The following is a 23254-nucleotide window of genomic DNA, read 5'->3' as shown; positions in this document are numbered from 1 at the left end:
GAGGCGGCGGGCCGCGCGGCCGGGGGCTGCGGGAGGGCCGGGGCGGGCTCCCCTACCGCTGTCCGGGGGGCACCCAGCCGCGGACTTCGAGGTAGGCGATGTCGGCGTCCGCGACGGCGCGGCCGGTCTCCACCAGCCAGGCCTTCATGGCCTCGGTGACGTCGCCGTGGTGGTCGGCGACGCGCCGGGACCACTCGGCGGCGTCGAAGCCGCCGGTGGAGGCGGAGCCGTAGGTGCGTTCCTCGGTGCCGTCCGCGCGGGGGACGAAGCCGCGGCGGATGCCGCCGGAGTCCTGTTCGGACCCGGCGGAGTAGACGTACTGGTCGGCCTTCATCCGGACGGTGAAGGCCAGGCGGCCGCCGGCCCGGCCGGTGGCGTGGACCACCGGGGCGAGGTGGGCGGCGCCGGAGCGGATGGCCTGTTTCCCGGCGCGGCCGGCCATCGAGCCGCCGGCCTCGCCGACGGTGTCCTTGCCGCGGACCCGGGCTCTGTGCCCGGTCCTGGTGCGGCGGCGGCTGGTGTTCGCCTCGGCGATCGCGGCCAGGGCCTCGGTGTCGCGCTCGCCGCCGCGCACGGCCTGGACCAGCTGGCGCAGCGCGCCGACCATGCTCGCGCCTTTGCCGCGGGTGAAGAACTGGGAGACGAGGGAGGCGTCGCGGCCGAGCATCGTGGCGACCTGGCGTCTGGTGTAGCCCTGGTCGATGAGTTCCTGGGTCAGGCGGGCGGCTTCGTTGGGGGTGGTCGGGTCGGCGGGGCTCACTGGTGGCTCCCCCGGGCGGCGAGTTCGGCGCGGCCCCGGGCGCGCAGTGTGAGGTACTGCTCCTGGGTGGTGGGGTGCTGGAGGGGGCCGGTGAGGTGGCCCTTGAGGAGGTAGTCGCCGGGTTCGCCGCGATGGGGCCAGGGCTGGCGTTCGGTCAGGGCGATGGCGTCCGTGCCGAAGTAGACGACCGTGCCGGGCTTGGCGTGCAGGGCGCCGGCGTGGCCGGTGACCTCCTTGCCCTGGCGGTGCTTCATGTCCAGCAGGGCCGCGCGGGCGCCGGACCAGACGTAGGCGGCCCATTCGGGGTGGGCGTACGGGTCGCGGGAGAAGCCGGCCTGGCGCTGCCAGGTCACCGTCTGGTCGTTCTGGCCGAGGATCTCGGCTCCGGCGGGGAGGGGTTCGCCGAGCGGGGTGGTGCCGGAGACCAGGCGCGGGCGCTGGGCGAAGCCGCCGAGGCCGAACAGCAGCACGGAGCGGACGGCGCGGCCGGCGAGGTGGGCGGCGGTGCGCTGGCGCTCGTCCGCGTGGATGCGGGAGAGGTTGGTCAGGTCCGCCCAGGCGGCCTTGAGGCGCTTGCCCCATTCGTCGAGCGGCTTGCCGTCCTCGAAGAGCAGGCCGTCCAGGACCTCGATCTTCCACGGCGTCAGGTGGTTGGACAGGGCGAGGTGGATCTCCGCGCCGCCCGCCCAGGTGGTGAAGGTGGTGCCGGGGGCGGACGGGTAGGTCCAGGCGCGGTCGCCGGTGACCGGCGCCGGGAGCAGGCCGACGTGGTTCCAGCCCTGCGGGACGGTGACGCGGATGTTCCAGTGCGAGCAGGACATCAGGGCCTTGGTCTGCTCCTGCTCGCTCATCGCCGCGAAGGCGTGCGCGGTGATGCGGCGCGGGGTGCCGACCGGGGACTTCCACAGGTGCTTGGCGTAGGCGAAGGTGCGGTCGTACTCGACCAGGGCGGGCAGCTGCTCCGGCACGCGCGGGGGCAGGATCAGTTCGGTGCGGCCCTGGCCGGCGGTGGCGTGCAGCAGGGCGCGCAGTTCCTCGGACAGGACCGGGTAGCCGCCGGCCCACTTGCCGCTGGTCGGGATGGTGCGCGACCACAGGTCCCGGCCGGTCTGCGACGGCGAGCCCATCAGGACGGCGTCGTCCCAGTGGCGGCGCAGCGCCTGCCACAGCAGCCGGAAGGCGTCCCGGCAGGTGAGGACGTCGGCGCCGTCCGGGTCGAACCACTCCCCCATGGAGCGGATCTCGGTGGTGGTGCTGTCCGGGGCGGCGGCGGGGGCGTAGCGGCCGACCGGCTGGCGTTGGTGGACGAAGTGGCCGGCGAGTTTGTCGCGGCCGGAGCCGGTCGCGGTGGTCCAGCGCTCGGACGGGGTGTTCAGCCAGGCGGCGACGGCGTCCTTGAGGGTGCTGTAGCGCTCGGCGCCGTCGTGCCAGGGGGCGCCGGCGGTGATGTAGACGCGCTCGGTGCCGGGTGCGGCGTGCAGGACGGCGTCCAGGATCTCGCCGGGGGTGCGGGTGCCGAGGTCGAGGCGCACCGTCTGGTCGCGTACGGCCAGCGCGCCGGTCGCGGCGTCCAGGAAGACCGTCGGGCGGGTCTGCTGGGTGAAGTGGGGGCGTTTGGAGACCAGGCCCGTGGTGACGGCCTCGAAGCGGGCGCCGGCCGGGCCTTCGGGGAGAGTGGGCAGCTCGCGCGGGCCGGCCGCGTCGGCCGACGCGGGGGTGGGGGCGGGGGCGGTGGCGGGGGCGGGTTGCTCGGCCTCGGGCGAGGGCGCAACGGCGGGGGGCTCGATCGGCGCGGGCTCGGCCGCGGGCGCCGGGGCCGGCGCGGGGGCGGCGTGGTCGTCGGTCCGGGTGGCGCGGACGGCGGCCGGGGTCGGGTCCAGCAGCGGGGCGATCCGCACGACGTCGCCGACCGAGAGCCCGGCGGCCTTCGCGACGGCCGGCGCCTGGGCGCCCTCGTACCCCGCGAGCCCGGCCACCCGGCGCGAGCGCTGGGCGGTGAGTTTGTCCAGCTCCTTCTGCGCGGCGGCGACGGCCTTCTCGGCGGCCGTGATCTCGGCGCGCAGCCCGCGCAGGCCGGCGAGCTCGGCGGTGTACGTCGTGCGGTCCATCAGGCCTGCTCCTCCTCGGCGGTGGTGGTGGCGGTGTCGAGGGGGCGGGCCCGGCGGGCGAGGGTGAGCCAGCCGTCCGGGCCCCGGGTGCCGTGGATGTCGGCCAGGCCCGCGAGCAGGAAGGCGTAGGCGCCGCGTTTGGGCGCGCGGGGCCGCGCGGTGCCGTTCTCCCACTTGGCGAGCGTCTCCCGCCGGGTCTTCAGCGCCCGGGCCACCTCGACCTGGGTCAGGCCGGCCGCCTTGCGCAGCCGCTCCCGCTCGGCCGGTGACGGCAGGTCACCGCCGTCCCGGGCCTTGGCCAGCAGCGCGTCCACCGCCGCGAAGATCTCGGACATCGCCCACCTCCTCTCCAGGTAGGCAGCATAGATCACCGCTTATGGCTCGCATTTTTCGTCGCACATCAGTCTCATGGCGGCCGCGGCCGCGCAGGCCATCGGGGGACGCGTGGGGGGACGCGCACGGGCGGCGCGGGGACGGCGTGCGTGCCGGTGCTGGCCGCCGGGCGGGCGGGCGGCCAGACTGGGCGCTGTGACTGACGTGCGCGAGACGCTGGACTACCAGACCTTCGGCCGGGCGGTGCGCGAACTCGCGCAGACGATCGCCGACGACGGGTACGAGCCCGACCTGATCCTGAGCATCGCCCGGGGCGGTGTGTTCGTGGCCGGCGCCCTGGCGTACGCGCTGGACTGCAAGAACATCCATCTCGTGAACGTCGAGTTCTACACCGGGGTGGGCACCACGCTCGACATGCCCGTCATGCTGGCGCCCGTCCCCGACGCGATCGACTTCTCCGGCAAGAAGGTCCTGATCGCCGACGACGTCGCCGACACCGGCAAGACGCTGAAGCTGGTCCACGACTTCTGCCTCGCCCACGTCGCCGAGGTGCGCTCCGCCGTCATCTACGAGAAGTCGCACTCCCTGGTGGAGTGCGAGTACGTGTGGAAGAAGACCGACGACTGGATCAACTTCCCGTGGTCGACGGAACCGCCGGTCGTGCGGCGCGACAGCCAGGTCCTCGACGCCTGACGGCCTTGTCGGGGCCCGCGACCCCGAAGGCTTCGCCGTGATGGGCGTCGTGGAGGCCCCCGTCCACACCCACGACGTCGTCCAACACCCGGACCGGCCCTGGGAGCCGCCGCAGGAGCGTCCTCGCCCCGCAGGCAGGCGGCCAACTGGTAGTGGCGGCGCGGCACTTCGGCGGCGGTGGCGAGGGCCTGGGCGAGCTTGCGGCGGATCCGGTCGTCGTCCATGACGCCGGTGGAGAGGTGGCGCATCGCGGCCGCGTCGCCCCAGACCGGGCGCATGGCGGCGAGGTCGTCGGCGCGGTGGTCCCGCAGCCGCACGAGAGCGGTCCGCAGGACCGGCAGCGCCGTGGGCGCGTGGGCGGAGGTGGTGTTCATGGTCGGACGCCAACGGGCTGGTGGGTGGGTGCGGGCAGCGGGCCCCGCGCGGTGCTGGTCGCAGTGGAACAGCGGCGCGTTGACATCCGATCAACGCCGTCCGGGCGGGGCGTGGACGGCGGCACCGGCCGCGGCGACGAGGACCAGCGGGGCGCGGCCCCTCGCGGGCCGGCGTCGGGCCGGCGTCCGGCCCGGCCCCACGACGCTGCCACCGCGGCCCGGGCCCGGGCGAGCGGTGCTGGCCGGTTGGAGTGAGAGGGCGCGCGCCGGGCCCGGGGCCTGCTCGTTTCGGGCGTAGTTCGCCGCGCCGCCCGTCGCGGGTCTGTGCACGCTTGACCGGGGCCCGAAAAGCCGATCCCGGTGTCGACCGTGCCGGTGCGCCGCCCCGCGGGCCCATCACCGCGCCGACGGGAGCACAGCATGACCGGGACCCCCGAGCCCTTCGACGACGCCGTGCGGGCGGCGGCGCTGCCGGGCTGCGCCGAGGACGCGGGCGCCGCGCTGCGGCAGATGTTCGTGGACCTGACCCAGGGGTCCCGGATGGCGCGCGGCCAGGACCCGGTCAAGCGGCCGGTGTTCCTCAAGCCGCACGGCGTGGCCCGCGCCGCGCTCACCGTCGCCGAGGACCTGCCGGCGCAGCTGCGCGTCGGCTTCCTGGAGGCCGCCCGCACCCGGCCCGGCGGGTTGGAGGCCTGGGTGCGCTTCTCCAGCGACACCGTGCCCGGCCTTCCCGACCTCAGGACCACCCTGGGCGTGGGCGTCAAGCTGTTCGGCGTGCCCGGCCCGAAGCTGCTGGAGGGCTGTACCGAGGCCGGCACCCAGGACCTGCTGCTGCAGAACCACGACGTGTTCTTCGTCGACACCGCCCAGGACATGTGCGAGTTCACCAGGGCCGGTGTCGTCGACGGCAGTTACGAGCGGTACCTGGAGGCCCACCCGGTCACCCGCCGGGTCCTGGCGGAGATGGCGAAGTTCGAGGCGAGCGCGCTGAGCGCCGTCTACTGGGGGGTGCTCCCCTACGCCTTCGGTCCGGACCGGTTCGTCAAGTACAAGCTGGTGCCCGCCGGCTGCGAGGGCGCCGACCCGTCCGCGACGCCGCCCGACGAGGACCCGGCCTACCTCGCCGCCGACCTGGCGCACCGGCTCGGGGCCGGCCCGGCCGCCTTCGACCTGATGCTCCAGTTCCGCACCGACGACTCGACGATGCCGCTGGACATGGCGACGGTGCGCTGGGAGGAGTCCGCGAGCCCGCCCGTGAAGGTGGCCCGGCTGACCCTCCCGCAGCAGGACGTCACCGCCCGCGGCCAGGCCGCGTACGGCGAGAACCTCTCCCTCAACCCCTGGCACGCCCTCGCCGAGCACCGCCCGGTCGGCAGCATCTCCGACGTGCGCCGGACGGTCTACCTGGCCTCGGCCGAACAGCGCCGCGACGTCAACGGCGTCCCGGCCGCCGAGCCGGGACCGGCCCGCCCGCAGCTCACCCCGCCGCCGGCGCGCGACACCCGGATCGTGCGGGCCGCCGTGCACCCCGCGATCGGCGTGGCCCGGGTCGGCGACAGCGCGATGGACGACGTCGTCCTCGCCCCCGAGGTCGACGACCCGCCCCCGCTGCCCGCCGGCAGCTACAAGGACGCCGCCGGCGCGCTGAAGCGCCAGGCCGTCCGCTTCCGGGTCTACGGCTACAACGCCGCCGGCGAGCCGGTCGCCGAACTGACCGCCGACAACGCCGACCTGCGCTGGAAGGTCCACGTCGTCAACTCCAAGGCGGCCTGGTACCAGTTCCAGATCGCCCTGGACATCCCCGAGGCGGGCCAGGCCGACCCCAGCAACCTGCGCAACCCCAAGGTCCCCGCCGCCCAGCGCCAGGACCTGCTGGTCATCGACCCCGGCCCGCGCTGGGTGCGCGGCCGCAACCGCTCTGGCGAGCCCCGGTACCGCTTCGACACCGGCACCTTCCTGGGCAAGCCCGTCTACCTCGGCGAACTGCGCACCGACGACAGCGGCCGGCTGGTCTTCCTCGGCGGCCGCGGCGTCTCCGCCTCGGCGACCGGCGCCCCCGCCGACACCTTCGCCAACAACGACGGCTGGCACGACGACGTCAGCGACGGCCCCGTCACCGCCGAGGTCAGTATCGAGGGCCGCCCGATCCCCGTCGACGGGGCCTGGGTGGTGACCGCGCCGCCCAACTACGCGCCCGAACTCGCCTCCGTGCGCACCCTGTACGACCTGGTCCGCGACGCCTTCGTCACCGAGGGGCGCCTGCCCGAGCCGGCGCAGGTGTCGTTCACCCGCGACGTCCTGCCGGTGCTGCGCCGCCTGAGCGGCCTGCAGTGGGCCAACAAGGGCCTGGCCACCCAGTTCGGCTTCGACGGGCGCGAGGACCTGCTCGCGCGCCTGGCCGACCTGGCCGACCCCTCACCGGTCCACCAGGAGCTGCGCCGCCAGGTGTGGCTGGCCGTGCGCGACTACGAGCGCGACGGCCTGTCGCCGGTGCCCTGGCCGGCCCTGTACGGCGACGCGATGAACCTGCCGCCCCAGTCCGTACGCCAGCACGTGACGCTCTCCGCGCTCCAGTACCGGCTGCTGAAGCGGTGGGCCGGCGGGGACTTCACCGACGACTACGACCCGCACGCCACGCCTCCCGCCTCCCTGGACGACGTCCCGTTCGCCGACCGGCCCGCGACCCTGGACCGGGCGGCCCTGTCGTTCTGCCTCGCCGACGCCTTCCACCCCGGCTGCGAACTCACCTGGCCGATGCGGCACACCACCCTGTACAGCGCCCCCTTCCGGATCCGCCACCGCCGGGCGCCCGCCCCGCCGTACGGCCCCACGCTGACCCCCGAGATCGCGCTGGCCTTCGACGGCCCGCTGTACGCCCAGGCCCCGGGCGACCTGACCCGGTGGATGGCGGTGCCCTGGCAGACCGACACCGCCAGCTGCAAGGCCGGCTACGAGTACACCGTCGGCCTGGGCTCCTACGACCCGTACCTGCCCACCTTCTGGCCGGCCCGGGTGCCCAACCACGTCCTCGCCGAGGAGGACTACGAGGTCGTCGTCGACACCTCCCGGCCGATCGCCGAGCGCCTGGCCGCGTTCCACAAGCGCCGGACCTGGCTGCGCTGGCTGCCCACCCCGTACGTGGCCACCATCAACGCGATGGTGCGCGACTTCGGCAAACTCGGCGTGGTCGAGCGCCGCCCCGGCCCCACCGACGACCCCCGCCTGCCGGCGGAGGTCCTGGTGGAGTCCGAGGTGACGTTCCCGCGCGAGCCCGCCCCGCCGGCCGACCGCAACCTGCTCACCGTGCACGTCGACCTCGGCGCCGACCCCGTCCTGGGCGCGGCCGCCCTGGCCTCGGCGGCCACCACCGCGCCGGCCCCCGACGAGGAGGTCTCGGTCGGGTTCGTCGACAAGGTCAAGCGGCTGCGGCCGAACCGGTGAGCCACCCCGACGCCGTCGTCGCGGGCGCCGGCCCCGCCGGCGCCGTCGCCGCGCTCGTCCTGGCCCGGGCCGGCCACCGCGTCCAGCTCCTGGACGACGGCGGCCCGAACCGCGGTCGACCCGCCGTCAAGATCGGGGAGTTCCTGCCGCCCGCCGTCCGCCCGCTGCTGGCCGACCTCGGCCTGCTGGACGGCTTCCTGGCCGCGGGACACCCGGTGTCCACCGGCACGTACGCGGCCTGGGGCTCGCCACGGCTGCACGGGCGCAGCCACCTGTTCGACCCGTACGGGCACGGCTGGCACCTCGACCGGCTGCGCTTCGACGCCTTCCTGCGGGACGCGGCCGTGGCGGCCGGCGCCGAACTGCGGCAGGCGCGGGTGCTGGAGCGGCTCGCGCACGGCCCGGTGGTGGTGCGCGAGCGCGGGCGCACGACGCGGCTGCCCGCCCGCTGGGTGGTGGACGCGACCGGCCGGCGCTGCGTCATCGGGCGCCGCGGCGGCCACCGGCGGCGCCAGGACCGGCTGGTCGCCGCGTACGTGGTCCTGCCCGAGCGCGGCCTGGAGGCCCGCACCCTGGTGGAGGCGGCGGCGAACGGCTGGTGGTACACCACCCGCATCCCGGCCGGGCGCCTGGTGGCCCATCTGACCGACACCGACCTGGTCGACCCGGCGCTGCGCACCCCGCGGGGTTTTCGGGAGGCGCTGGGGCGCACCGTGCACGTGCGGCGCCGGGTGGCCGGGCACGAGACGGATCCAACTCCCGTGCCGCGCTGGGCTCCCGCCCACGGCCTGCGGCTGGAGCCGTGCGCCGGCCCGGGCTGGGTGGCGGCCGGGGACGCGGCGCTGGCCTTCGACCCGCTGTCCTCGCAGGGCATCCTGACGGCGCTGCACACCGGCGCCCGGGCCGGGCGGGCCGTGGCCGGCTGCCTCGCCGACGAGGCCCGGGCGGGCGCCGCGCTCGCCGACTACGCGGCGTTCCTGGACGGGATCGCGGCGGCCTACCGGCACAACCACGCGCACGCGTACGGCCAGGAGCGGCGCTGGCCGCTGAGCCCGTTCTGGCGCCGGCGCGGGCAGGAGCTGCGGCACGACGCGAGGTGGTGAGGGGCGCCGGGTGGATAAGTCGGTTGCCCGGGCGGGGCGCGGGCGGGGATCATCTGGGGCTGCGACCCATCCCCGACCTGCGGAGACCCATGCCCACCGAACTGTCCGAAGCCTGGAAGCTCTTCGAGTCCGGCGACCCGCAGGGCTCGATGCGGGTGCTGCGCTCGGCGGCCGACCGGCTGCCGAGCGCCGACGTCGCACCGCTGGTGGCCGAGCTGGCCCGGGGCGCCGGTTTCGAGGACCTGGCGCGGGCGTCGACAGCGCTGGCGGCCGGGCCCGGGCAGGCCGAGCACCTGTACGCCTACGGCTACGCCTGCGTCGAGCGCGGCATCGACGCGGTGGCCGTGCCCGCGCTGCGCGAGGCGCTGCGGCTGGTCCAGGCGCCGCCCGCCGCCCCGGCGCGCGGCGGCCTGTTCCGCCGCAGGCCCAAGGCGCAGGACGCCCCCCGGATCGGGCTGCGCAAGGTGCTGCTGGAGCTGGTCTCCGCCCTGGAGGGCTGCGAGCGGCACGCCGAGGCACTGGCCGTGCTGCGTGAGCACGACGCGCTGCTCGGTGACTGGCCGGAGCGGTACCTGACGGTCTACAACGCGCTGATGAGCGGCCGGGTCGCGCTGGCCCGGGAGGTGTACGGGGCGCTGTCGGCCCCCGAGGGCGTCTGGACGGGCCCGGGCCAGCGCGTCGGGCGGATGCTGGAGCGGGCCGCGGCGCTGCCCCCGGTCGACGAGCGGGACTTGCGCGGGTGGCACTACGTGCTCACCGGCGGCCTGCTCACCACCTTGTCGCCGCACGGCTTCGACCAGGGCATGACCGGCCGCTGGGCCTACCTGCAGGACGACTTCGAGCACTGCCGCCACGGCCTGGAGCGGCTGCGGGCCGTGCTGGCCGCCACCGGCCGTACGCCCGTCTCGGTCGCCCTGCTGGCCGACCGGGGCAGCCGGGCGCTGGGGCTGGCGGCGGCGCGGCTGCTCGGCGTGCCGGCGGCGCCGTTCGAGCCGGGGGTGCCGGGGGTGCTGGTGGTCGCGTACGACCTCAACGCATGCGATCCCGCCGTGGTCGCGCAGCTGCACGAGCGGACGCAGGGGCAGCTGCTCTTCGAGCACGCCACGTGCTGGACCGACCCGCCGGCCGTGACGGCCGACGTGTCCACCCTGCTGGGGCAGATCGTGAGCGCTCCGTGGGAGGCCGGGCTGCGCTTCGACGAGGACGGCGACCGGGTGGAGGGCGAGAGCGATCGGCGTTCGGCCGAGGAACTCGCCGAGGCGATCCTGGCGGCCGCCCCGGTGGCGCCGCAGGGGGACGGGCAGACGCCGCCGGACGCGGACGAGGCCCTGGCGGCCTTCGCCGCCCGCGCGGGCGGCTCGGGCGGCTGGCCGGCGGTGGGCCCGCGTGACCGGGTCCGTTCCGCCGGGCCGGTGCGCAGCTCGCGGTTCGCGTGACGGTTCGGCCGTGACGGCTCGGCCGTGACGGCTCGGCCGTGACGGTGCGGTCGTGACGGTTCGTCCCCGCTCCGGTGCCTGCGGGCGCCGGGGCGGGGTGTCTCACGGCGGCGGGGCGGGCGGGCGGTGCGGCAGGTTGACCACCACCAGGGCCAGTCCCGCCAGGGTGACGTTGCGGATCGCCGCGTCCAGGCCGTTCCACGTCTTGGACTGCCACATCGCGAACCATTCGCCGCCGATGCCGATGAACCCGGCTCCGAAGAGCAGCAGCATCAGCAGCAGGCCCAGGCTGCTGAGCCGGCGTGCCCGCTGCGGGCGCAGCCACCAGGCGAGCGTGCCCGCCGTCAGCACCAGGGCGCTGAGCGCCTCCCAGGCGATGATCGCGACGTAGGCCGTGTTCTGCAGGGCCGGGGAGGTGATGGAGCGCCACATCAGGTGCTCGTCCCGGAAGGTGGTGTCCATGGCCAGCACGTGCTGGACGAAGTGCTGGTTGGTGGCGAAGTCGGTGACGTTCCCGAAGACCACGAGCAGCAGGTAGAGCGCGTTCGTGCCGGTGAGCACGGCCGCCGCGGCGGGCAGGGAGCCGAGGGCGAGCAGGCGCTCGCCGGTGGTGGGGGCCGGGCCCCGGGGGCGGGTGGTCGGCATGCGCACCAGGCTACGGGAGGGTGCGCACCGGGGAGCCGGCGAGGAAGGCCTCGATGTTCTCGACGGCCTGGCCGTAGTAGGTGGCGTAGTTGGCGCGGGAGACGTAGCCCAGGTGCGGGGTGGCCAGGAGCCGGGGGGCGGAGCGCATCGGGTGGTCGGCGGGCAGCGGTTCGACGTCGAAGACGTCCACGCCGGCGCCGGCGATGCGGGCGCCGTGCAGGGCGGCCAGGAGGGCGTCCTGGTCGACGATCGCCGCCCGGGAGGTGTTGACGAGGTAGGCGCCGGGCTTCATCAGGGCCAGTTCCGGTGCGCCGATCAGGGCGCGGGTGCGCTCGCTCAGTGCCAGGTGGACGGAGACGAAGTCGCTGCCGGCGAGCAGGTCCTCCTTGGAGGCCGCCAGTTCCACGCCGATCTCGTCGGTCCGCTCCTTGGTGAGGTGGTGGCTCCAGGCCAGCACCCGCATCCCGAAGGCGAGCCCGACCTGGGCCACCCGGCTGCCGATCCTGCCGAGCCCGAGCAGGCCGAGGGTTCGGCCGTGCAGGTCGTGGCCGACCGTGCTCTGCCAGGGGCCGCCCTCGCGCAGCGCGGTGTTCTCGGTGACGAGGCCGCGGGCCAGCCCGAGCAGCAGCGCCCAGGTCAGCTCGACCGGCGGGGTGGAGGAGCTGGCGGTGCCGCAGACGGTCACGCCGTGGGCCGCGGCGGCGGCGTGGTCGATCACCGAGTTGCGCATGCCGGAGGCGATGAGGAGCTTGAGCCGGGGCAGCTCGGCGAACAGCGGGGCGGGGAAGGCGACGCGTTCGCGCAGGGTGACGACGATGTCGAACTCGGCGAGGGCGCGGGCGAGTTCCTTCTCGTCGGTGAAGTGCTCGCGGAAGCAGGTGACGTCCACCCGGCCGGCGAGCGGGGACCAGTCGGCGAGGGTGGTCGCGGCGTTCTGGAAGTCGTCCAGGACGGCGCAGCGCAGCGTCATGTCGGTTCTCTCCGGTGTCGTTCGTGGTGGACGGGTCGCTCCATCCTCCTCGACCGTAGGTCGTCAAGGTGGTGCGGGTCACGGGTGTGTACCGGCGGTCGGGGGCGGTGTCGGTGGTGCGCGGTGGTGCGGTGGGGCGGTGTTCGGGCAGGTCGGCGGTATGGTGCGGCGGGCGGCGGGGCGGGTGGGGTGCGGTCGTTCGTGTCACAGCACTGTTGTGGGGGCGGGGCGGGTGCAACGGTTCGTCCGGGTGGGGCGGTCCCGGTTTTCGGAAAGCCCGTTCGCCCCGCCTGGAGGAACCCGCCGTGCGCGTCCGCAAGTTCGCCTTCGCCGCCCTGGCCGTCGCCGCCGCCTGCTCGCTCGCCGCCTGTCAGGACGACGGGACGGGCTCCGCGCAGGGCGCCCCGACCGCTGCGCCGACCGCGGCGGCGAGCGTCGCGCCGGCCGCGTCCGGCGGGGCCTCCCCCGGTGGAGCGGGCAAGGGCGGCACGGGGAAGGCCGGTGCGCCGCCCACCGCCGCGCCGGCCGGTTCCACCGGGGCGGGGAAGGGCGCCAAGTGCCGGACCGCGGACCTGACCGTCACCGCGGCGGACCGCACCATCACCGGCGACGCCGAGAACACCGTCGTGGTCGAGCTGAAGAACCACAGCGGCAAGGACTGCACGCTCTCCGGATACGCGGGCGTCGACCTGAAGACCTCCGCGGGCACCGTGTCCGCGAAGCGCTCCGGCGAGCCGGTCGTCGCGGGCGTGGTGGCGGCCGGCAAGTCGACCTACTTCGGCATCAGCTACCCGGCCAACACCTCGGGCGGATCCGGCGTGCGGATCACCGGCCTGGTGGTGACCCCGCCGGACGAGACCCAGTCCGTGACCCTGGCCTGGCCGGGCGCCGGCTCGCTGCCCGTCACGGACGCCGGCGGGACCCCGGTGAAGATCGGCCCGATGGGAAGCGCCGGCCAGGGCGGCCAGTGACCGGGGCGGGCCTTCGGCGGCGTCGGCGGCGCGGTTGCCGGTCGACGTCCGGGGCCGGGGAGGACATCGGGTGACGGCGCGGCGATGAGTTTTCCGGCCTGCGGGGGTCTACCTCTCGACGGGGACGAATCCATTCATCGGGAGTACGGCATGGGCCTGATCCACATCGAGCTGTTCGCGACCCTCGACCTCGTCGGGCAGTCGCCCGGCGGGCCGGACGAGGACCCGGCGGGCTTCCCGTTCGGCGGCTGGCAGGTGCCCCTGCTGAACGAGGTCACCGGGGCGCAGATCCAGGCCGCGTACGAGGGCACGGACGCGCTGCTGCTGGGGCGGCGCACGTACGACATCTTCGCCGCGTACTGGCCGCACCAGGAGGAGGGCGGGGGCGGCGGGTTCGCCGGGTTGTTCAACCGCGTCCCCAAGTACGTGGCCTCCCGCGGCACGCCGGACCTCTCCTGGGCCGGGTCGGTGCAGTTGGGGCCGGACCTGGGCGCCGAGGTCGGCGCGCTGCGCGAGCGGCACGAGCACGTGACGGTCGTCGGCAGCCTGGACCTGGTGCAGAGCCTGCTGCGGGACAGGCTCTTCGACCGCCTCGACCTGTGGGTGCACCCGGTCGTGCTCGGCGTCGGGAAGAAGGTGTTCGACGGCGGCGCGGTGCCCACGAACCTGACGCTGCTGGAGCCTGCGGTGACCGGCCCGCAGGGCACGGTGTTCCTGCGCTACGCCCTGGCCGGCGGGACGCCCGCGACGGGCGACATGGGCGCGCGGTGACCACGGTCGACGTCAACGGGATCGCGGTGGGCGTCGAGTCGTTCGGTGCCCGGGGCGCGCCGCTCGTGCTGCTCGCGGGCGGGCCGACGATGCTGTCCTGGCCCGACGCGCTGTGCGGGCGCCTGGCCGCCGGTGGGCGGCGGGTGGTGCGCTACGACCTGCGCGACAGCGGGGAGTCGACGACGGCGGACCCGCGGGCGCCCGCCTACACCCTGCGCACCCTCGCCGCCGACGCCGCCGCCCTGGCCGGCGCGCTCGGCGGCGGCGCAGGTGTGCACCTGGCGGGGATCGGCGTGGGCGGGCTGGTCGCCCAGGTGGCCGCGCTCGACCACCCGGGCGCGTTCCGCGCGCTCACCCTCGCCTGCACCCGCCCCGTCGCCCCCGGCCCGCCCGACGACGACCTGCCCGGCCACGACGGGGCGACGATGGGCCGGCTGTTCGCGCGGGCGGCGCCCGACTGGGCCGACCGCGAGGCGGTGGCCGAGTTCGCGGCGGCCGGCGCGCGGATCCTGGGCGACGACCCGGCGGCGGCGCGCGCCCTCGCCGCCCGTGTGTGGGAGCGCACCCCCGCCGCCGCTGCCCCGGTCCACCTGGCCAACCAGCTGGGCCTGGTGTTCTCCCGGCTCGACTGCACGCCCCGCTGGCGCGAGCGCCTGCCCGGGATCGCCGTGCCCGCGCTCGTCGTCCACGGCCGCCGCAACCGCTTCTTCCCCCTCGGCAACGGCCGGGCGCTGGCCCGCGAGATCCCCGGGGCGCGGCTGCTCGTCCTCGACGAGGCCGCCACCGTGATCCCCGACGCGGCGGCGGGCGAGGTCGCCGCCGCGATGCTCGCCCTCGGGTAGCGGACGGCCGAGGTGGCGCACGCGTCGCGGCCCCTCCCCCGGGCGGGCCGCGACGCCCTCGCCCCGCCGGCGGCGGTCAGTAGTCGCCGGTCTGGCCCCAGACGTTCACGCCGTCGTCGTTGATCATGGCGTGCGCGGTGTACCCGGCGTCGTTGATCATCCCGGTCCACGCGTGCGAGCCGTCCGTGACGTCCTGGCTGTAGACCGACGGGTTGCCGGCGCGCTCGACCCTGATCGTGTCGCCGGCCGGTGCCCAGGACTCGGCCCACACCGCCCGGCAGGACGGGCTGTAGTAGAGGTGGACGACGTGGCGCAGCTCGTTGGGCGCGCTGTAGATCTCGCGCCCGTCCGAGGAGCAGTAGGTCTTGTACGGGTTCAGGTGGCTGCAGCTCTCGGCGTAGCACGAGGTCCTGGCCGGCTGTGCCGAGGCGGTGCCCGCGCCCACGCCCGCGGTCAGTGCGCCCAGGGCCATCGTCAGTGACGCGAGCGATACGGCGAGGTGTTTGCGCATGTCGGTCGATCCCCCTTCACGTGCCGTGGTGGGTCCACGGCTTCGGGTGTGGGGCGGTCCGCTGCCCGGTCCGCCCTGCCGTCCCAGCATCGGGGCCGCCCGCGGTCGCGTCGCCCTGTTTCAACGGGCGTTGAAACAGGGCGGATCGGGCGGGCGCCGGCTGTCACGTTCGGTGAGCGGGGCCGGTGCTCGGGTCTGCCGGGGGGTGGGGGCGGTGGGAGGATGGCGGTGTGGAGGCGCTGCACGACTGGCTGGCGCGGCGGGGCGTGGACACCGGGATGATCTGGGAGCTGCCCCGCTGGAACGCGGCCCTGCCGCCGGACGGGGACGGGCGCCCGGGGCGCCGTGGCGGGCGGGCGGGGGCGGCGGGCGGGGCCTGGGCGGCGGCGCACGAGGAGCTGGTGGAGCGCACGCTGGGGCCGTGCGTGCGGAAGGTGGCCGGGGTGCCGGGGGGTGTGGCGCGGCTGCTGCTGCTGGTGCTGGAGGAGGTGGAGCAGGCCTGGCAGGTCTCGTACACCTTCGACCGGTTGCTGGGCACCCTGCACGGGGCCGAGAGGTGCCTGGCGGCCGTTCACGCGCCGTGTTCCCCGGACGACCTGGCGGCGCGGCAGGCCGTCCGGGCTCTGATGTGGAGCCTGGACGCGCAGATCCGCTCGGAGGAGGCCATGACCAGCGGCCTGCTGGACGTGCGGGCCGACCGGGCGGACGACGCGGCCCTGTGGGCCCGGCGGGCGGTGCGGCTGATGCGGGGGGTGTCACCGCGCTTTTGCCTCACTCACGGTGACGTCGCGCGGGAGGTCGTCCGGCTGGGGCGGCTGTACGACGGCTACCAGCGCACGATGGCCATGGCCACGCGGGCGCTCGCCGCGTTCTACGCCTGCGGCGCGCCGCTGGACGACGCGGTCGAGGCGTTGCGCCGGGCCGAGGGCGACGGGGCCATCGCGGGTGACGAGGGCAGCGTGAGCGAGCTGCGGGCGCTGCGTTACAGCCTGCTGGAGCTGCAGGAACGGGCGAGGCAGCGGTGGCTGCGGGTGGGGCACGGCAAGCTGGTCTACCTGTACCCGTTCGCGGTGCGCGGGGTGGAGCCCGCCGACCTGGTCGAGGCGGTCGGGCAGGAGGAGGCCCCGCGGTGGGAGCTGGCCGGCACCCGCCCGGTGCGGGCGCACGGCTCGCTCGAACTCGACGACGTGTGGAAGAGCCACGACAGTCTGGAGCGCCGCTACGACGGTGCGCTGGTGGTGATGCCCGACGCGGTCGTGCGCGCGCCGGACGGCCGGGCGCTGGCCCGGCTCGGCGTGCAGGTGCGCCTGTCGCTGCTGGGCAACCACTACGTGCGGTTCGAGGCGGATCTGACCGACGTGTCGGCGGTCAAGCTGTTCGCCATGCTGTTCTGGGCCGGGCCGGAGGCCGGGGCGCTGGACATCGCCTTCGACGGCACGGACCCGAAAGCGGACGGCGGCGGCGGAGGCGGCGGGGACGGCGGCGGTAGCCGGGCGCGGTGGCCCCGCCTGTCGGACCTGGCGATGGCGCTGGCCCAGGACTCGGTGCCCACCCGGCCGGGGGCGGCGCGGGCGGTGGTGTGCCGGCCGGGCCTCTACCAGGTGGTCATGGAGGTGACCGCCGCCTACACGGTCGTCGGGCCGGCCGGGAAGAAGCGCTCGGAGATCCTGACGGGCGGGCAGTTCGCCGAGGCGGTCGGGGCGCGCATCCTGACGAGTCCGGCACCGAGCCTGATGGGGTCGATGGCGGAGTGGATCCGGTACGCGGAGGCCACCCCGGCCTCGCCGGACATCACCGGCACCACCGGGGAGTGGATCCTGCGGACCTGCAACACCACGCTCCTGGTCTCCCTCGGCCTGCCGGCCTTCGTCCGGGACACCTGGGGCTCGATCCTGGAGTTCGCCTCCTCCCTGGACGGGCTGCTGGAGGGCTGGTCCACCGACCTGGCCAAGCACCACCGGGACGCCAAGGCCCGCGAGGACGAGGCCGACGCGCTGGGCGACAAGGCCAGCAGCCACGCGCTGCGCAGGCTCTCCGACCAGCTGGACCAGGAGAAGCTGAAGCTGGACCGGCTGGCCGTCGACGTCCACGCCAAGAGCGCGCTGTTCCAGTCGCCGTCGCTGCTCGCCTCCCCGCTGGCGGCGCAGCGGTTGCGGGTGCTGCTGGAGGCGTCCGGCTACCAGCGCAAGGCCGACGAGTTGTCGCGGTCGATCGCCGAGGTGACCCAGGAGCAGCTGACGGGCGCGATCGAGAAGCTGGCCCGGGAGCGCAAGGAGAGCGAGAAGGACGAGCGCGAGGCCATGCAGCGGCGCCAGCGGGTGAAGGTGGACACCCTGCTGGCGGTGATCGCGGGGATGAGCATCGCGGGGCTGGGCCAGGTGTTGGAGGCCGGGTTGGACTACCACCAGGCGCTGTGGGTGGTGCTGACGGTCGTGGGGGTCCTGGTGCTCGCCGCCCTGCTCGGCCTGTACGTGTACCGCACGTCGGGCGAGCGGCGCGCCGGCGGGGAGGGCGGGGAGGGGGCGCGGGCGGTGGTGCGCGATGTCGGGGCGGACGATCCGCTGCTGGTGGCGGCCTACCGTGAACTGCTGGAAGTGTCGTTCGCCCCGGACGAGTTGGACACCCTGGAGCGGATGCGCGAGTCGATGGCCGAGGGGCGGCTGGTGGTGGCGGCCGTCGCGGACGGGCAGGGCCGGCCGCTGGCGGTGGCGTGCGGCGAGTGGTCGGCGCACGCGCGCACCCTGCTGCTGGCCTATCTGGCGGTGCGGGAGGACCAGCGTTCGCGCGGGCTGGGCGGGCGTCTGCTGGTGGAGGCCTGCCGGGCCTGGCAGGAGCGGTTCCGGCCGGCCCTCACGCTGGCCGAGGTCGCCCACCCGCGGGCCCACCACGGCAGTCGCGGTACCGGGCGCGCGGTGGCGCGGCTGCGCTTCTACGCCCGCCACGGGGCCCGGGCCCTGGACCTGCCGTACTTCCAGCCCTCGCTCGGGCCCGGCCGCGCCCGGGTCTACGGGATGCTGCTGCTCGTCCTGGGTGTGGGCAGCGGGTTCGGGTCGCTGGAGGAGGTGCGGGCGGTGCCGGCGGAGCCGGTGCGGGTGTTCCTCACCGACTACCTGCTGGAGACCGAGGGCCGGGTGGGCACCGACCGGGCCACGCGCGACCTGCAGGCCGCGGTGGCCCGCCAGGACGGCATCCCGCTGCTGCCGCTGCTGCCCCTGGACCGCGGCGAGGGCCTGCCCCGGTCCGTGCCGCCGGCGGCGTCCTCGCGCGGGGTCGGCTGACGCGTTTGCCGGGGGGCGGCACACGAACGGGCGGCCGATCATATGATCAGTCAGTTCCCTGTGCTGCCCTACGTGTTCTTCCGTGCACACCGTGCACCGTTCCGGAGGCATCCCGCGATGATCGCCACCTGCCCGACGTGCGCCGCGGCCGACGAGGCCGTCGCCGTACCCGAGGCCCTGTCGGACACCGACCGCCCGCTCGACCCGCCGACGCGGGAGCTGCTGGAGATGCTGCCCGAGCCCCGGCGCACGAGCGGGGGCGCGGTGACGCTGTTCGTGCTGGCCGGGCTCTGCGGTGTCCGGGGGCTGTTCGGGCTGGGCTCCTACGGCGGGCGCAGCCCCGACCCCTGGTACCAGTTCGGGTACCAGTTCGGCCCGTTCGTCTTCGCCGCGGTCCTGCTGAGCATCGGGCTCGTCCTGCAGTCCAACCACCGGGAGAAACACCGTCACACGGCGGGCCGGTGGCCGCAGACCTACGAGCAGTGGCAGCAGCTGCGGGAGGTGTGGCGGGCGACCTGGCTGTGCCGGCGCTGCCACGTGGCGTTCTTGCCCGCCGCCTCGCCCGGGATACCCCTGGCGCAGTTCTGGCCGTGGACGGTGGCCGTCGCACGCCGCGGCGAGCGCCCCGGCCGCTGACCGGCCGCTGACCGCCGCGCCGGGGGGCGCGGCGGCCGGCGGGACCGGCGGGATCGGTGGGATCGGTGGGGATCAGTAGTGGCCGAGGTAGAAGCCGCCGAAGCCGCTGCAACCGTACCCCCAGCGGGCGCCCGTGAAGTAGCCGGACGGGATCGGCGAGTTGGAGCAGACGAGCAGGCCGACCTTGGCGACCTGGTGGAACCAGGCGCCGACGCCGTGGCAGCCGGGGACCTGGTAGCCGGTCACGACGTAGCCCGGCACGATCGGGGAGCCGCCGCAGGTCCAGATCCCGTCCTTGACGAGGCTGTGCTGCCAGGAGCCCATCCCGTTGCAGCCGTAGCTCAGGTAGTCGGTGAGGACGTAGCCCGCGTAGATCGGGGAGCCGCCGCAGCTGTAGAGCCCGTCCGCGTCCGGCTGCTGGAACCAGGAGCCCCAGCCGTTACAGCCGTCCTTGTTGAAGGCGGTGTTGACGTAGCCGTCCGGGATGGCGGCGCCGGAGCAGGCCCACTGGCCGCCGCCGCTGAGGGCGGCGGGCTGGGCGGCGGCGCTGGACGTGCCGGCGGCGGTGCCCGCGAGGACGAACGAGGCGATGAGCGCGAGCGCGCCGAGGGTGGCGCCGAGGCCGCGGCGCACGAGCGCGCCGGTGAGGCGCTTCCACAGGTGGCGAGGGTGCATGGTCGGTTCACTCCAGTCCTGGCGGCGGGCATGCCCGATGCCCGCTGATCCGGGGGGAAGGGCCGTGCGTTGATCGGGCCTCACCCTAGTGCGGAGATCATGCGACCATCTGATGTTTGACTTGTGAAGGGCCCGACTTGGCCGGAACGCCGGGGTTCCGGGCGGGCGCGGCGGCCGTGCTCGCCGGATAGCGGACGACCGGTGCCGCTCGGGCCCGTACGGACCCGGCCGCGGCGGCCTTCGGGGCGGCCGCGGGCGACGGCGCGGCGCTCGCCCGCGATCGCACACAGGCGCGGGCCCCGGCGCGCGCGAGCGGCGGGCGCCGGGGCAGGGGGGGTGTCGGGGAGCGGGATGTGAGGTGGCGTCAGGAGTGCTGTCCGGCGCCACCGTTGCTTCGTGGTCGGGCCGGGGCCGCTACGGCTGGTCGGTCGGGGGCTGCTGCTGGCCGAGCTGCTCGTCGATCTTCTGCTTCGCGGTGTCGACCTGGCCCTCGTACTTGTTGCCGGTGCGCTCGTTGAAGGCGTCGCCCGCCTTGTCGACGCCGCGCGTGGCCTGGTCCTCGTGGCCGTGCAGCAGACTCTTGAGCTTGTCGAGCATGGACATGGCCGTCCTCCTCGGGAGTGCCTGGCACCTCCAGGATCACCGCAGGGGCCACGCCGTGCATCCCGGACGCCACGAGTCCATGACATGCGCATGGCGTCCTGTTGGGGTGCGGACCGGCCCGTGGGCGGCATCCGCGAGGCCTTCCGGTGCGGCCCGCGGGCGGCGAGGCCGCGCCCGGGCCCCCGCCGGCCCGACCGGCTCCGCCGGCACCCCCGCCCAGGAGCAGCCCCCCGCCGCGCCGCCCGGCCGCGGCCGCGACCCGCGGGAGTCGGGGCCGCGGCGCGCTCGGGAGATCGGCGAGCGGATCCGGCTGTCCCCGCGCACGGTCGGCGCCCACCTCTACCGCGCCTTCCCCAAGCTGGGCGTCACCACCCGCGCGGCCCTGCGCGACGCCCTGACCAGGCTGGACCACCACCGCGCCGCCCCCTGACCCCCGGCCGGGGCGCGGCCGGGGACGGGGCCGCGGCGCAGGTGGCGGCTGACGTCCCCGACCAGGGTGATGCGCACCCGGCGGCACGTGAACCGCCAGCGGCCGTCCCGGCGTTCGAAGCGATCGTGGTAGCGGCCGGCGGCGATGGCCCGCAGGGGGTGGCCGGGCAGGGCCTGCAGGACGGTGACGTACGAGCGCGCGAGCGCCGTGCCCGCCCGTTCGTCGACCTCGACGGCGAGGTTGGTGGTGACGTGCTGGGTGCGCGGGGTGCCGTCCGCGTACAGGACCACGGTCTGCCGCAACATCCGCTCGATCGCCTCGCGCCCGCGCACGGGCGCGCCGCTGCCGGTCAGGACGGCGTCGGCGAGCAGGACGCCCAGGGCCGGGAAGTCGCCGTCGTCGACGAGTTCGGCGTAGCGGGCGATCAGGTTCTCGACGGCGCGGTGGCCGGGTGTCTCGTCGGTGGCCGGGCGCTCGGGTGCGGGCATGCTCTCCCCCGGGGGTGGGGCGGGTGGTCGTCGGGTCCGGGGCGCTGCGCCCCGCGGCCTCGGCTCCACTGTCACCCGGCCGTACCCGCCCCGGCATCGGTCATGTGACGGTCTTTGGCCGCCGGGCTCAGCGGGTGGGGAGTGTGAAGCGGACCTTGGGGCGGGAGCGGGCGCCGGTGCGGTGGTAGAAGCGGACGGCGTCGGTGTTCCAGTCGGGGGTCTGCCACTGGAGCTCGGCGGCGCCCAGGTCGGCGGCGGCGGCGCGCACGGCGTCGAGCAGGGCGCGGCCCCAGCCGGCGCCGCGGTGCGCCTCGGTGACGAACAGGCAGTCCAGGTGGACGTGGTCGCCTCCCTGCCAGGTGGAGAACTCCCGGGAGAAGGTGGCGTAGCCGGTGGGTTGGCCGCCGTGGTCCAGGACGAGGCACCAGGCCCGGGGGTGGGGTGCGAACAGGGCGGGTGCGAGGCGGGTGGCGAGGTCGGCGGGGACGGGCTCGGCGCGTTCGAAGGCGGCGTGGGCCGCGCACAGGCGGGCGATGGCCGGCAGGTCGGCCGCGGTGGCCGGGCGGATCGTGGCGCCCGGCCGGGCGGGGTCGTTCAGCATGCGCAGGAGATGCCCGAGCGCGGGGCGGTCAGGTCGTCGACGGGGCGCTGCTGGGGGCCGGCGGCGGTGTCGTAGGCGAAGCCCTCGCGGGCCCAGTACTCGAAGCCGCCGAGCATCTCCTTGACCTGGTAGCCGAGGAGGGCGAAGGCCAGGGCCGCGCGGGTGGCGCCGTTGCAGCCGGGGCCCCAGCAGTAGGTGACGACGGTGTGGGCGGGGTCGATGAGCCGGGGTGCGAGGTCGGTGATCTGCGCGGTGGGCAGGTGGAGGGCGCCGGGGATGCGGCCCTGGTCCCAGGCGGCCTTGCTGCGGGTGTCGACGACGACGATGCCGGGGGCGCCGGAGGTCAGGTCGGCGTGGACGTCGGAGACGTCGGCCTCGAAGGCGAGGCGGGCGGCGTAGTGGGCGGCGGCCTGGGCGGGGGTGGCGGCGGGGACGTTCAGGACGGCGCCGGCGGGGGCGGTGGGGGTCACAGGGTGCCTCGTGTTCCTGCTGGTGGGGACGGGATCCGGCGGGCCGGGCGGGTGTGCCCCGGTCGGCGGTGGCTCCATCCTGCGGCGTCCGCGCCCGGCCCGACGAGTGGCGTGGACGCCTGTGGTCGTCAAGATCGCGCCAGTCGTCCGGGGCGGGCCGGGCGGGCGTCTCAGCCGGTGGTGAGGGTGTGCCCGAGCAGGGCCAGGGCGTCGGGCATGACCCGGCGCCAGAAGCCGTCCGTGTGTTCGCCGTCCGGGAAGTGCGCCTGTCGGGCCCGGGCCTGCTGGGCGGCCTGGCGGGCGGCGGGGCAGAACGGGTCCTCCTGGCCGCACCACACGCCGAGGGCGCCGATCCGAGCCCGGTCCAGTTGCAGGGTCGGCTCGTGGGCCTGCCAGTCGGCCTCGTCGGCGTAGCCGCCGGTGGTGCGGGCGTCCGCCCAGGTGCGGAACAGGGCCGGGCTGAGCAGCGCGACGGCGTCCAGGTTGCGGCCGGCGCGGGTGCGGCCGATGGCGTACTGCAGGGCGCCCGAGCCGCCCATGGAGATGCCCAGCGCGGCGCGTGGCGTGGGGAGTTGGCGGGCGTGCAGCCAGCCGGGCAGTTCCTCGCGGAGCATCGCCTGCGGGTCGTCGCCGCCGGGGGCGTGCTGGTGCCAGTAGGTGGCGTCCCCGCCGTCGACGGCGACGACGGCGAAGGGCGGTACGCCGCCCTGGACGGCGGCGGCCAGGAACTGCGGCACTCCCAGGGCCGTCATGCCCTGCGCGTCGTTGCCGCGCCCGTGCAGCAGCACGCACACCGGCAGGTCCGGGCTCGCGGCGGTGGCGGGCGGGAGCATGGTCACCAGCGTGACCTCGCGGCCCCGGGCCGCGGAGCGCAGCTGCTCGACGTGCACCGTTCCCGGTGTCACCGCGGGGACGGTGCCGTCCGTTCCGGTCATGCCCAGCGTCCGCTTCAGCGCCACCTGCCCGGGCAGCCATCCGGCGAGCACGGCGCCCGCGGCCGCGGCCCCGAGCAGGGCGGCGCCGCCCGCGGCCGCGGCGCCCAGGCGCAGCAGGTGGCGGCGCGAGGGGGCGCTGCCGTCCGGGGTGGCGGGGGTGTCCGGGGCGGTGTCCGGGCC

The 23254-nt window shown here is 75.7% G+C and carries 20 protein-coding genes and 2 pseudogenes; 10 read left to right on the top strand and 12 right to left on the bottom strand.

Features of this window, described 5'->3' with window-relative positions; translation table 11 throughout:
- Positions 1–52: 52 nt before the first annotated feature.
- The 3 genes from VM95_RS26530 to VM95_RS26520 are packed head-to-tail and all read right to left on the bottom strand — an operon-like array spanning position 53 to position 3203.
- Entirely contained in the window at positions 53–760 is a 708-nt protein-coding gene (locus VM95_RS26530) for a hypothetical protein (protein WP_045701129.1), read from the bottom strand.
- Entirely contained in the window at positions 757–2868 is a 2112-nt protein-coding gene (locus VM95_RS26525) for a hypothetical protein (protein WP_045701126.1), read from the bottom strand. Before VM95_RS26525 ends, VM95_RS26530 begins: the two co-directional genes overlap by 4 nt.
- Positions 2868–3203, bottom strand: a complete 336-nt coding sequence (locus tag VM95_RS26520; RefSeq protein WP_045701125.1) for a helix-turn-helix transcriptional regulator — start codon at positions 3201–3203, stop codon at positions 2868–2870. Before VM95_RS26520 ends, VM95_RS26525 begins: the two co-directional genes overlap by 1 nt.
- Before the next feature lie 193 nt (positions 3204–3396).
- Here VM95_RS26520 and VM95_RS26515 point away from each other — a divergent pair, with 193 nt between their 5' ends.
- The 4 genes from VM95_RS26515 (at position 3397) to VM95_RS26500 (ending at position 10248) form a co-directional block, all read left to right on the top strand.
- Positions 3397–3894 (top strand): phosphoribosyltransferase, encoded by a 498-nt coding sequence (locus VM95_RS26515; protein WP_045701123.1) that lies wholly within the window; start codon positions 3397–3399, stop codon positions 3892–3894.
- A gap of 794 nt (positions 3895–4688) precedes the next feature.
- A complete protein-coding gene (locus VM95_RS26510) occupies positions 4689–7709 on the top strand; it encodes a LodA/GoxA family CTQ-dependent oxidase (RefSeq protein ID WP_052707593.1) in 3021 nt (1006 codons plus the stop codon).
- A complete protein-coding gene (locus tag VM95_RS26505) occupies positions 7706–8812 on the top strand; it encodes a tryptophan 7-halogenase (RefSeq protein WP_045701120.1) in 1107 nt (368 codons plus the stop codon). The genes VM95_RS26510 and VM95_RS26505 overlap by 4 nt, the downstream gene beginning before the upstream one ends.
- Positions 8813–8901: 89 nt before the next feature.
- Entirely contained in the window at positions 8902–10248 is a 1347-nt protein-coding gene (locus VM95_RS26500; RefSeq protein WP_045701118.1) for a tetratricopeptide repeat protein, read from the top strand.
- Positions 10249–10350: 102 nt separating this feature from the next.
- Here the strand turns inward: VM95_RS26500 and VM95_RS26495 are convergent, their stop codons facing one another.
- Complete coding sequence (locus tag VM95_RS26495) at positions 10351–10893, bottom strand: DUF2165 domain-containing protein (protein WP_045701116.1); 543 nt, start codon at positions 10891–10893, stop codon at positions 10351–10353.
- A gap of 10 nt (positions 10894–10903) precedes the next feature.
- A complete protein-coding gene (locus tag VM95_RS26490) occupies positions 10904–11863 on the bottom strand; it encodes a D-2-hydroxyacid dehydrogenase family protein (RefSeq protein ID WP_045701113.1) in 960 nt (319 codons plus the stop codon).
- A gap of 305 nt (positions 11864–12168) precedes the next feature.
- On the opposite strand from VM95_RS26490, the gene VM95_RS26485 reads away from it, so the two are divergent.
- The 3 genes from VM95_RS26485 (at position 12169) to VM95_RS26475 (ending at position 14447) form a co-directional block, all read left to right on the top strand.
- On the top strand, positions 12169–12834 hold the full coding sequence (locus VM95_RS26485) for a DUF4232 domain-containing protein (protein ID WP_045701111.1): 666 nt from the start codon (positions 12169–12171) through the stop codon (positions 12832–12834).
- A gap of 150 nt (positions 12835–12984) precedes the next feature.
- Positions 12985–13605 (top strand): dihydrofolate reductase family protein, encoded by a 621-nt coding sequence (locus VM95_RS26480; RefSeq protein WP_045701108.1) that lies wholly within the window; start codon positions 12985–12987, stop codon positions 13603–13605.
- On the top strand, positions 13602–14447 hold the full coding sequence (locus VM95_RS26475; protein ID WP_045701106.1) for an alpha/beta fold hydrolase: 846 nt from the start codon (positions 13602–13604) through the stop codon (positions 14445–14447). The genes VM95_RS26480 and VM95_RS26475 overlap by 4 nt, the downstream gene beginning before the upstream one ends.
- Positions 14448–14523: 76 nt before the next feature.
- Here the strand turns inward: VM95_RS26475 and VM95_RS26470 are convergent, their stop codons facing one another.
- Positions 14524–14958: a DUF2690 domain-containing protein gene (locus tag VM95_RS26470; protein WP_045701104.1), complete on the bottom strand. Its 435-nt coding sequence runs from the start codon at positions 14956–14958 to the stop codon at positions 14524–14526.
- A 230-nt stretch (positions 14959–15188) separates the two neighbouring features.
- Here VM95_RS26470 and VM95_RS43800 point away from each other — a divergent pair, with 230 nt between their 5' ends.
- Both VM95_RS43800 and VM95_RS26460 read left to right on the top strand, forming a co-directional pair.
- On the top strand, positions 15189–18236 hold the full coding sequence (locus VM95_RS43800) for a GNAT family N-acetyltransferase (protein ID WP_052707592.1): 3048 nt from the start codon (positions 15189–15191) through the stop codon (positions 18234–18236).
- Positions 18237–18353: 117 nt separating this feature from the next.
- Positions 18354–18872 (top strand): hypothetical protein, encoded by a 519-nt coding sequence (locus VM95_RS26460; RefSeq protein WP_045701102.1) that lies wholly within the window; start codon positions 18354–18356, stop codon positions 18870–18872.
- Positions 18873–18944: 72 nt separating this feature from the next.
- Here VM95_RS26460 and VM95_RS26455 read toward each other — a convergent pair whose 3' ends face one another.
- Positions 18945–19547 (bottom strand): hypothetical protein, encoded by a 603-nt coding sequence (locus VM95_RS26455; RefSeq protein WP_045701100.1) that lies wholly within the window; start codon positions 19545–19547, stop codon positions 18945–18947.
- A 414-nt stretch (positions 19548–19961) separates the two neighbouring features.
- On the bottom strand, positions 19962–20150 hold the full coding sequence (locus tag VM95_RS26450) for an antitoxin (RefSeq protein ID WP_045701098.1): 189 nt from the start codon (positions 20148–20150) through the stop codon (positions 19962–19964).
- 286 nt (positions 20151–20436) lie between these two features.
- Here VM95_RS26450 and VM95_RS44675 point away from each other — a divergent pair.
- Positions 20437–20580, top strand: a pseudogene (locus tag VM95_RS44675) (LuxR C-terminal-related transcriptional regulator); the annotation flags it as partial.
- 89 nt (positions 20581–20669) lie between these two features.
- Here the strand turns inward: VM95_RS44675 and VM95_RS44670 are convergent.
- The 4 genes and pseudogenes from VM95_RS44670 to VM95_RS26425 all read right to left on the bottom strand — a co-directional run.
- Positions 20670–21068 (bottom strand): annotated as a pseudogene (locus VM95_RS44670) (nuclear transport factor 2 family protein); the annotation flags it as partial.
- Between the two features lie 127 nt (positions 21069–21195).
- Positions 21196–21669: a GNAT family N-acetyltransferase gene (locus VM95_RS26435; RefSeq protein ID WP_045701094.1), complete on the bottom strand. Its 474-nt coding sequence runs from the start codon at positions 21667–21669 to the stop codon at positions 21196–21198.
- The gene (locus tag VM95_RS26430; RefSeq protein ID WP_045701092.1) at positions 21663–22139 is read right to left on the bottom strand and encodes a rhodanese-like domain-containing protein; all 477 of its coding nucleotides are present in this window, start codon (positions 22137–22139) and stop codon (positions 21663–21665) included. Before VM95_RS26430 ends, VM95_RS26435 begins: the two co-directional genes overlap by 7 nt.
- A 170-nt stretch (positions 22140–22309) precedes the next feature.
- Positions 22310–23254 (bottom strand): alpha/beta hydrolase (locus tag VM95_RS26425; RefSeq protein ID WP_052707591.1); only part of this gene is annotated, 945 nt, incomplete at its 5' end.

The sequence above is a fragment of the Streptomyces rubellomurinus genome (genome assembly GCF_000961885.1).
Taxonomy (GTDB): domain Bacteria; phylum Actinomycetota; class Actinomycetes; order Streptomycetales; family Streptomycetaceae; genus Kitasatospora; species Kitasatospora rubellomurina.
This window is presented reverse-complemented; position numbering and strand designations above follow the sequence as displayed.

Coding starts and splice junctions, on each gene's coding strand:
- VM95_RS26525 (WP_045701126.1), bottom strand. CDS start 2,868: ATGGACCGCACGACGTACACCGCCGAGCTCGCCGGCCTGCGCGGGCTG.
- VM95_RS26520 (WP_045701125.1), bottom strand. CDS start 3,203: ATGTCCGAGATCTTCGCGGCGGTGGACGCGCTGCTGGCCAAGGCCCGG.
- VM95_RS26510 (WP_052707593.1), top strand. CDS start 4,689: ATGACCGGGACCCCCGAGCCCTTCGACGACGCCGTGCGGGCGGCGGCG.
- VM95_RS26500 (WP_045701118.1), top strand. CDS start 8,902: ATGCCCACCGAACTGTCCGAAGCCTGGAAGCTCTTCGAGTCCGGCGAC.
- VM95_RS26495 (WP_045701116.1), bottom strand. CDS start 10,893: ATGCCGACCACCCGCCCCCGGGGCCCGGCCCCCACCACCGGCGAGCGC.
- VM95_RS26490 (WP_045701113.1), bottom strand. CDS start 11,863: ATGACGCTGCGCTGCGCCGTCCTGGACGACTTCCAGAACGCCGCGACC.
- VM95_RS26480 (WP_045701108.1), top strand. CDS start 12,985: ATGGGCCTGATCCACATCGAGCTGTTCGCGACCCTCGACCTCGTCGGG.
- VM95_RS26470 (WP_045701104.1), bottom strand. CDS start 14,958: ATGCGCAAACACCTCGCCGTATCGCTCGCGTCACTGACGATGGCCCTG.
- VM95_RS26460 (WP_045701102.1), top strand. CDS start 18,354: ATGATCGCCACCTGCCCGACGTGCGCCGCGGCCGACGAGGCCGTCGCC.
- VM95_RS26455 (WP_045701100.1), bottom strand. CDS start 19,547: ATGCACCCTCGCCACCTGTGGAAGCGCCTCACCGGCGCGCTCGTGCGC.
- VM95_RS26450 (WP_045701098.1), bottom strand. CDS start 20,150: ATGTCCATGCTCGACAAGCTCAAGAGTCTGCTGCACGGCCACGAGGAC.
- VM95_RS26435 (WP_045701094.1), bottom strand. CDS start 21,669: ATGCTGAACGACCCCGCCCGGCCGGGCGCCACGATCCGCCCGGCCACC.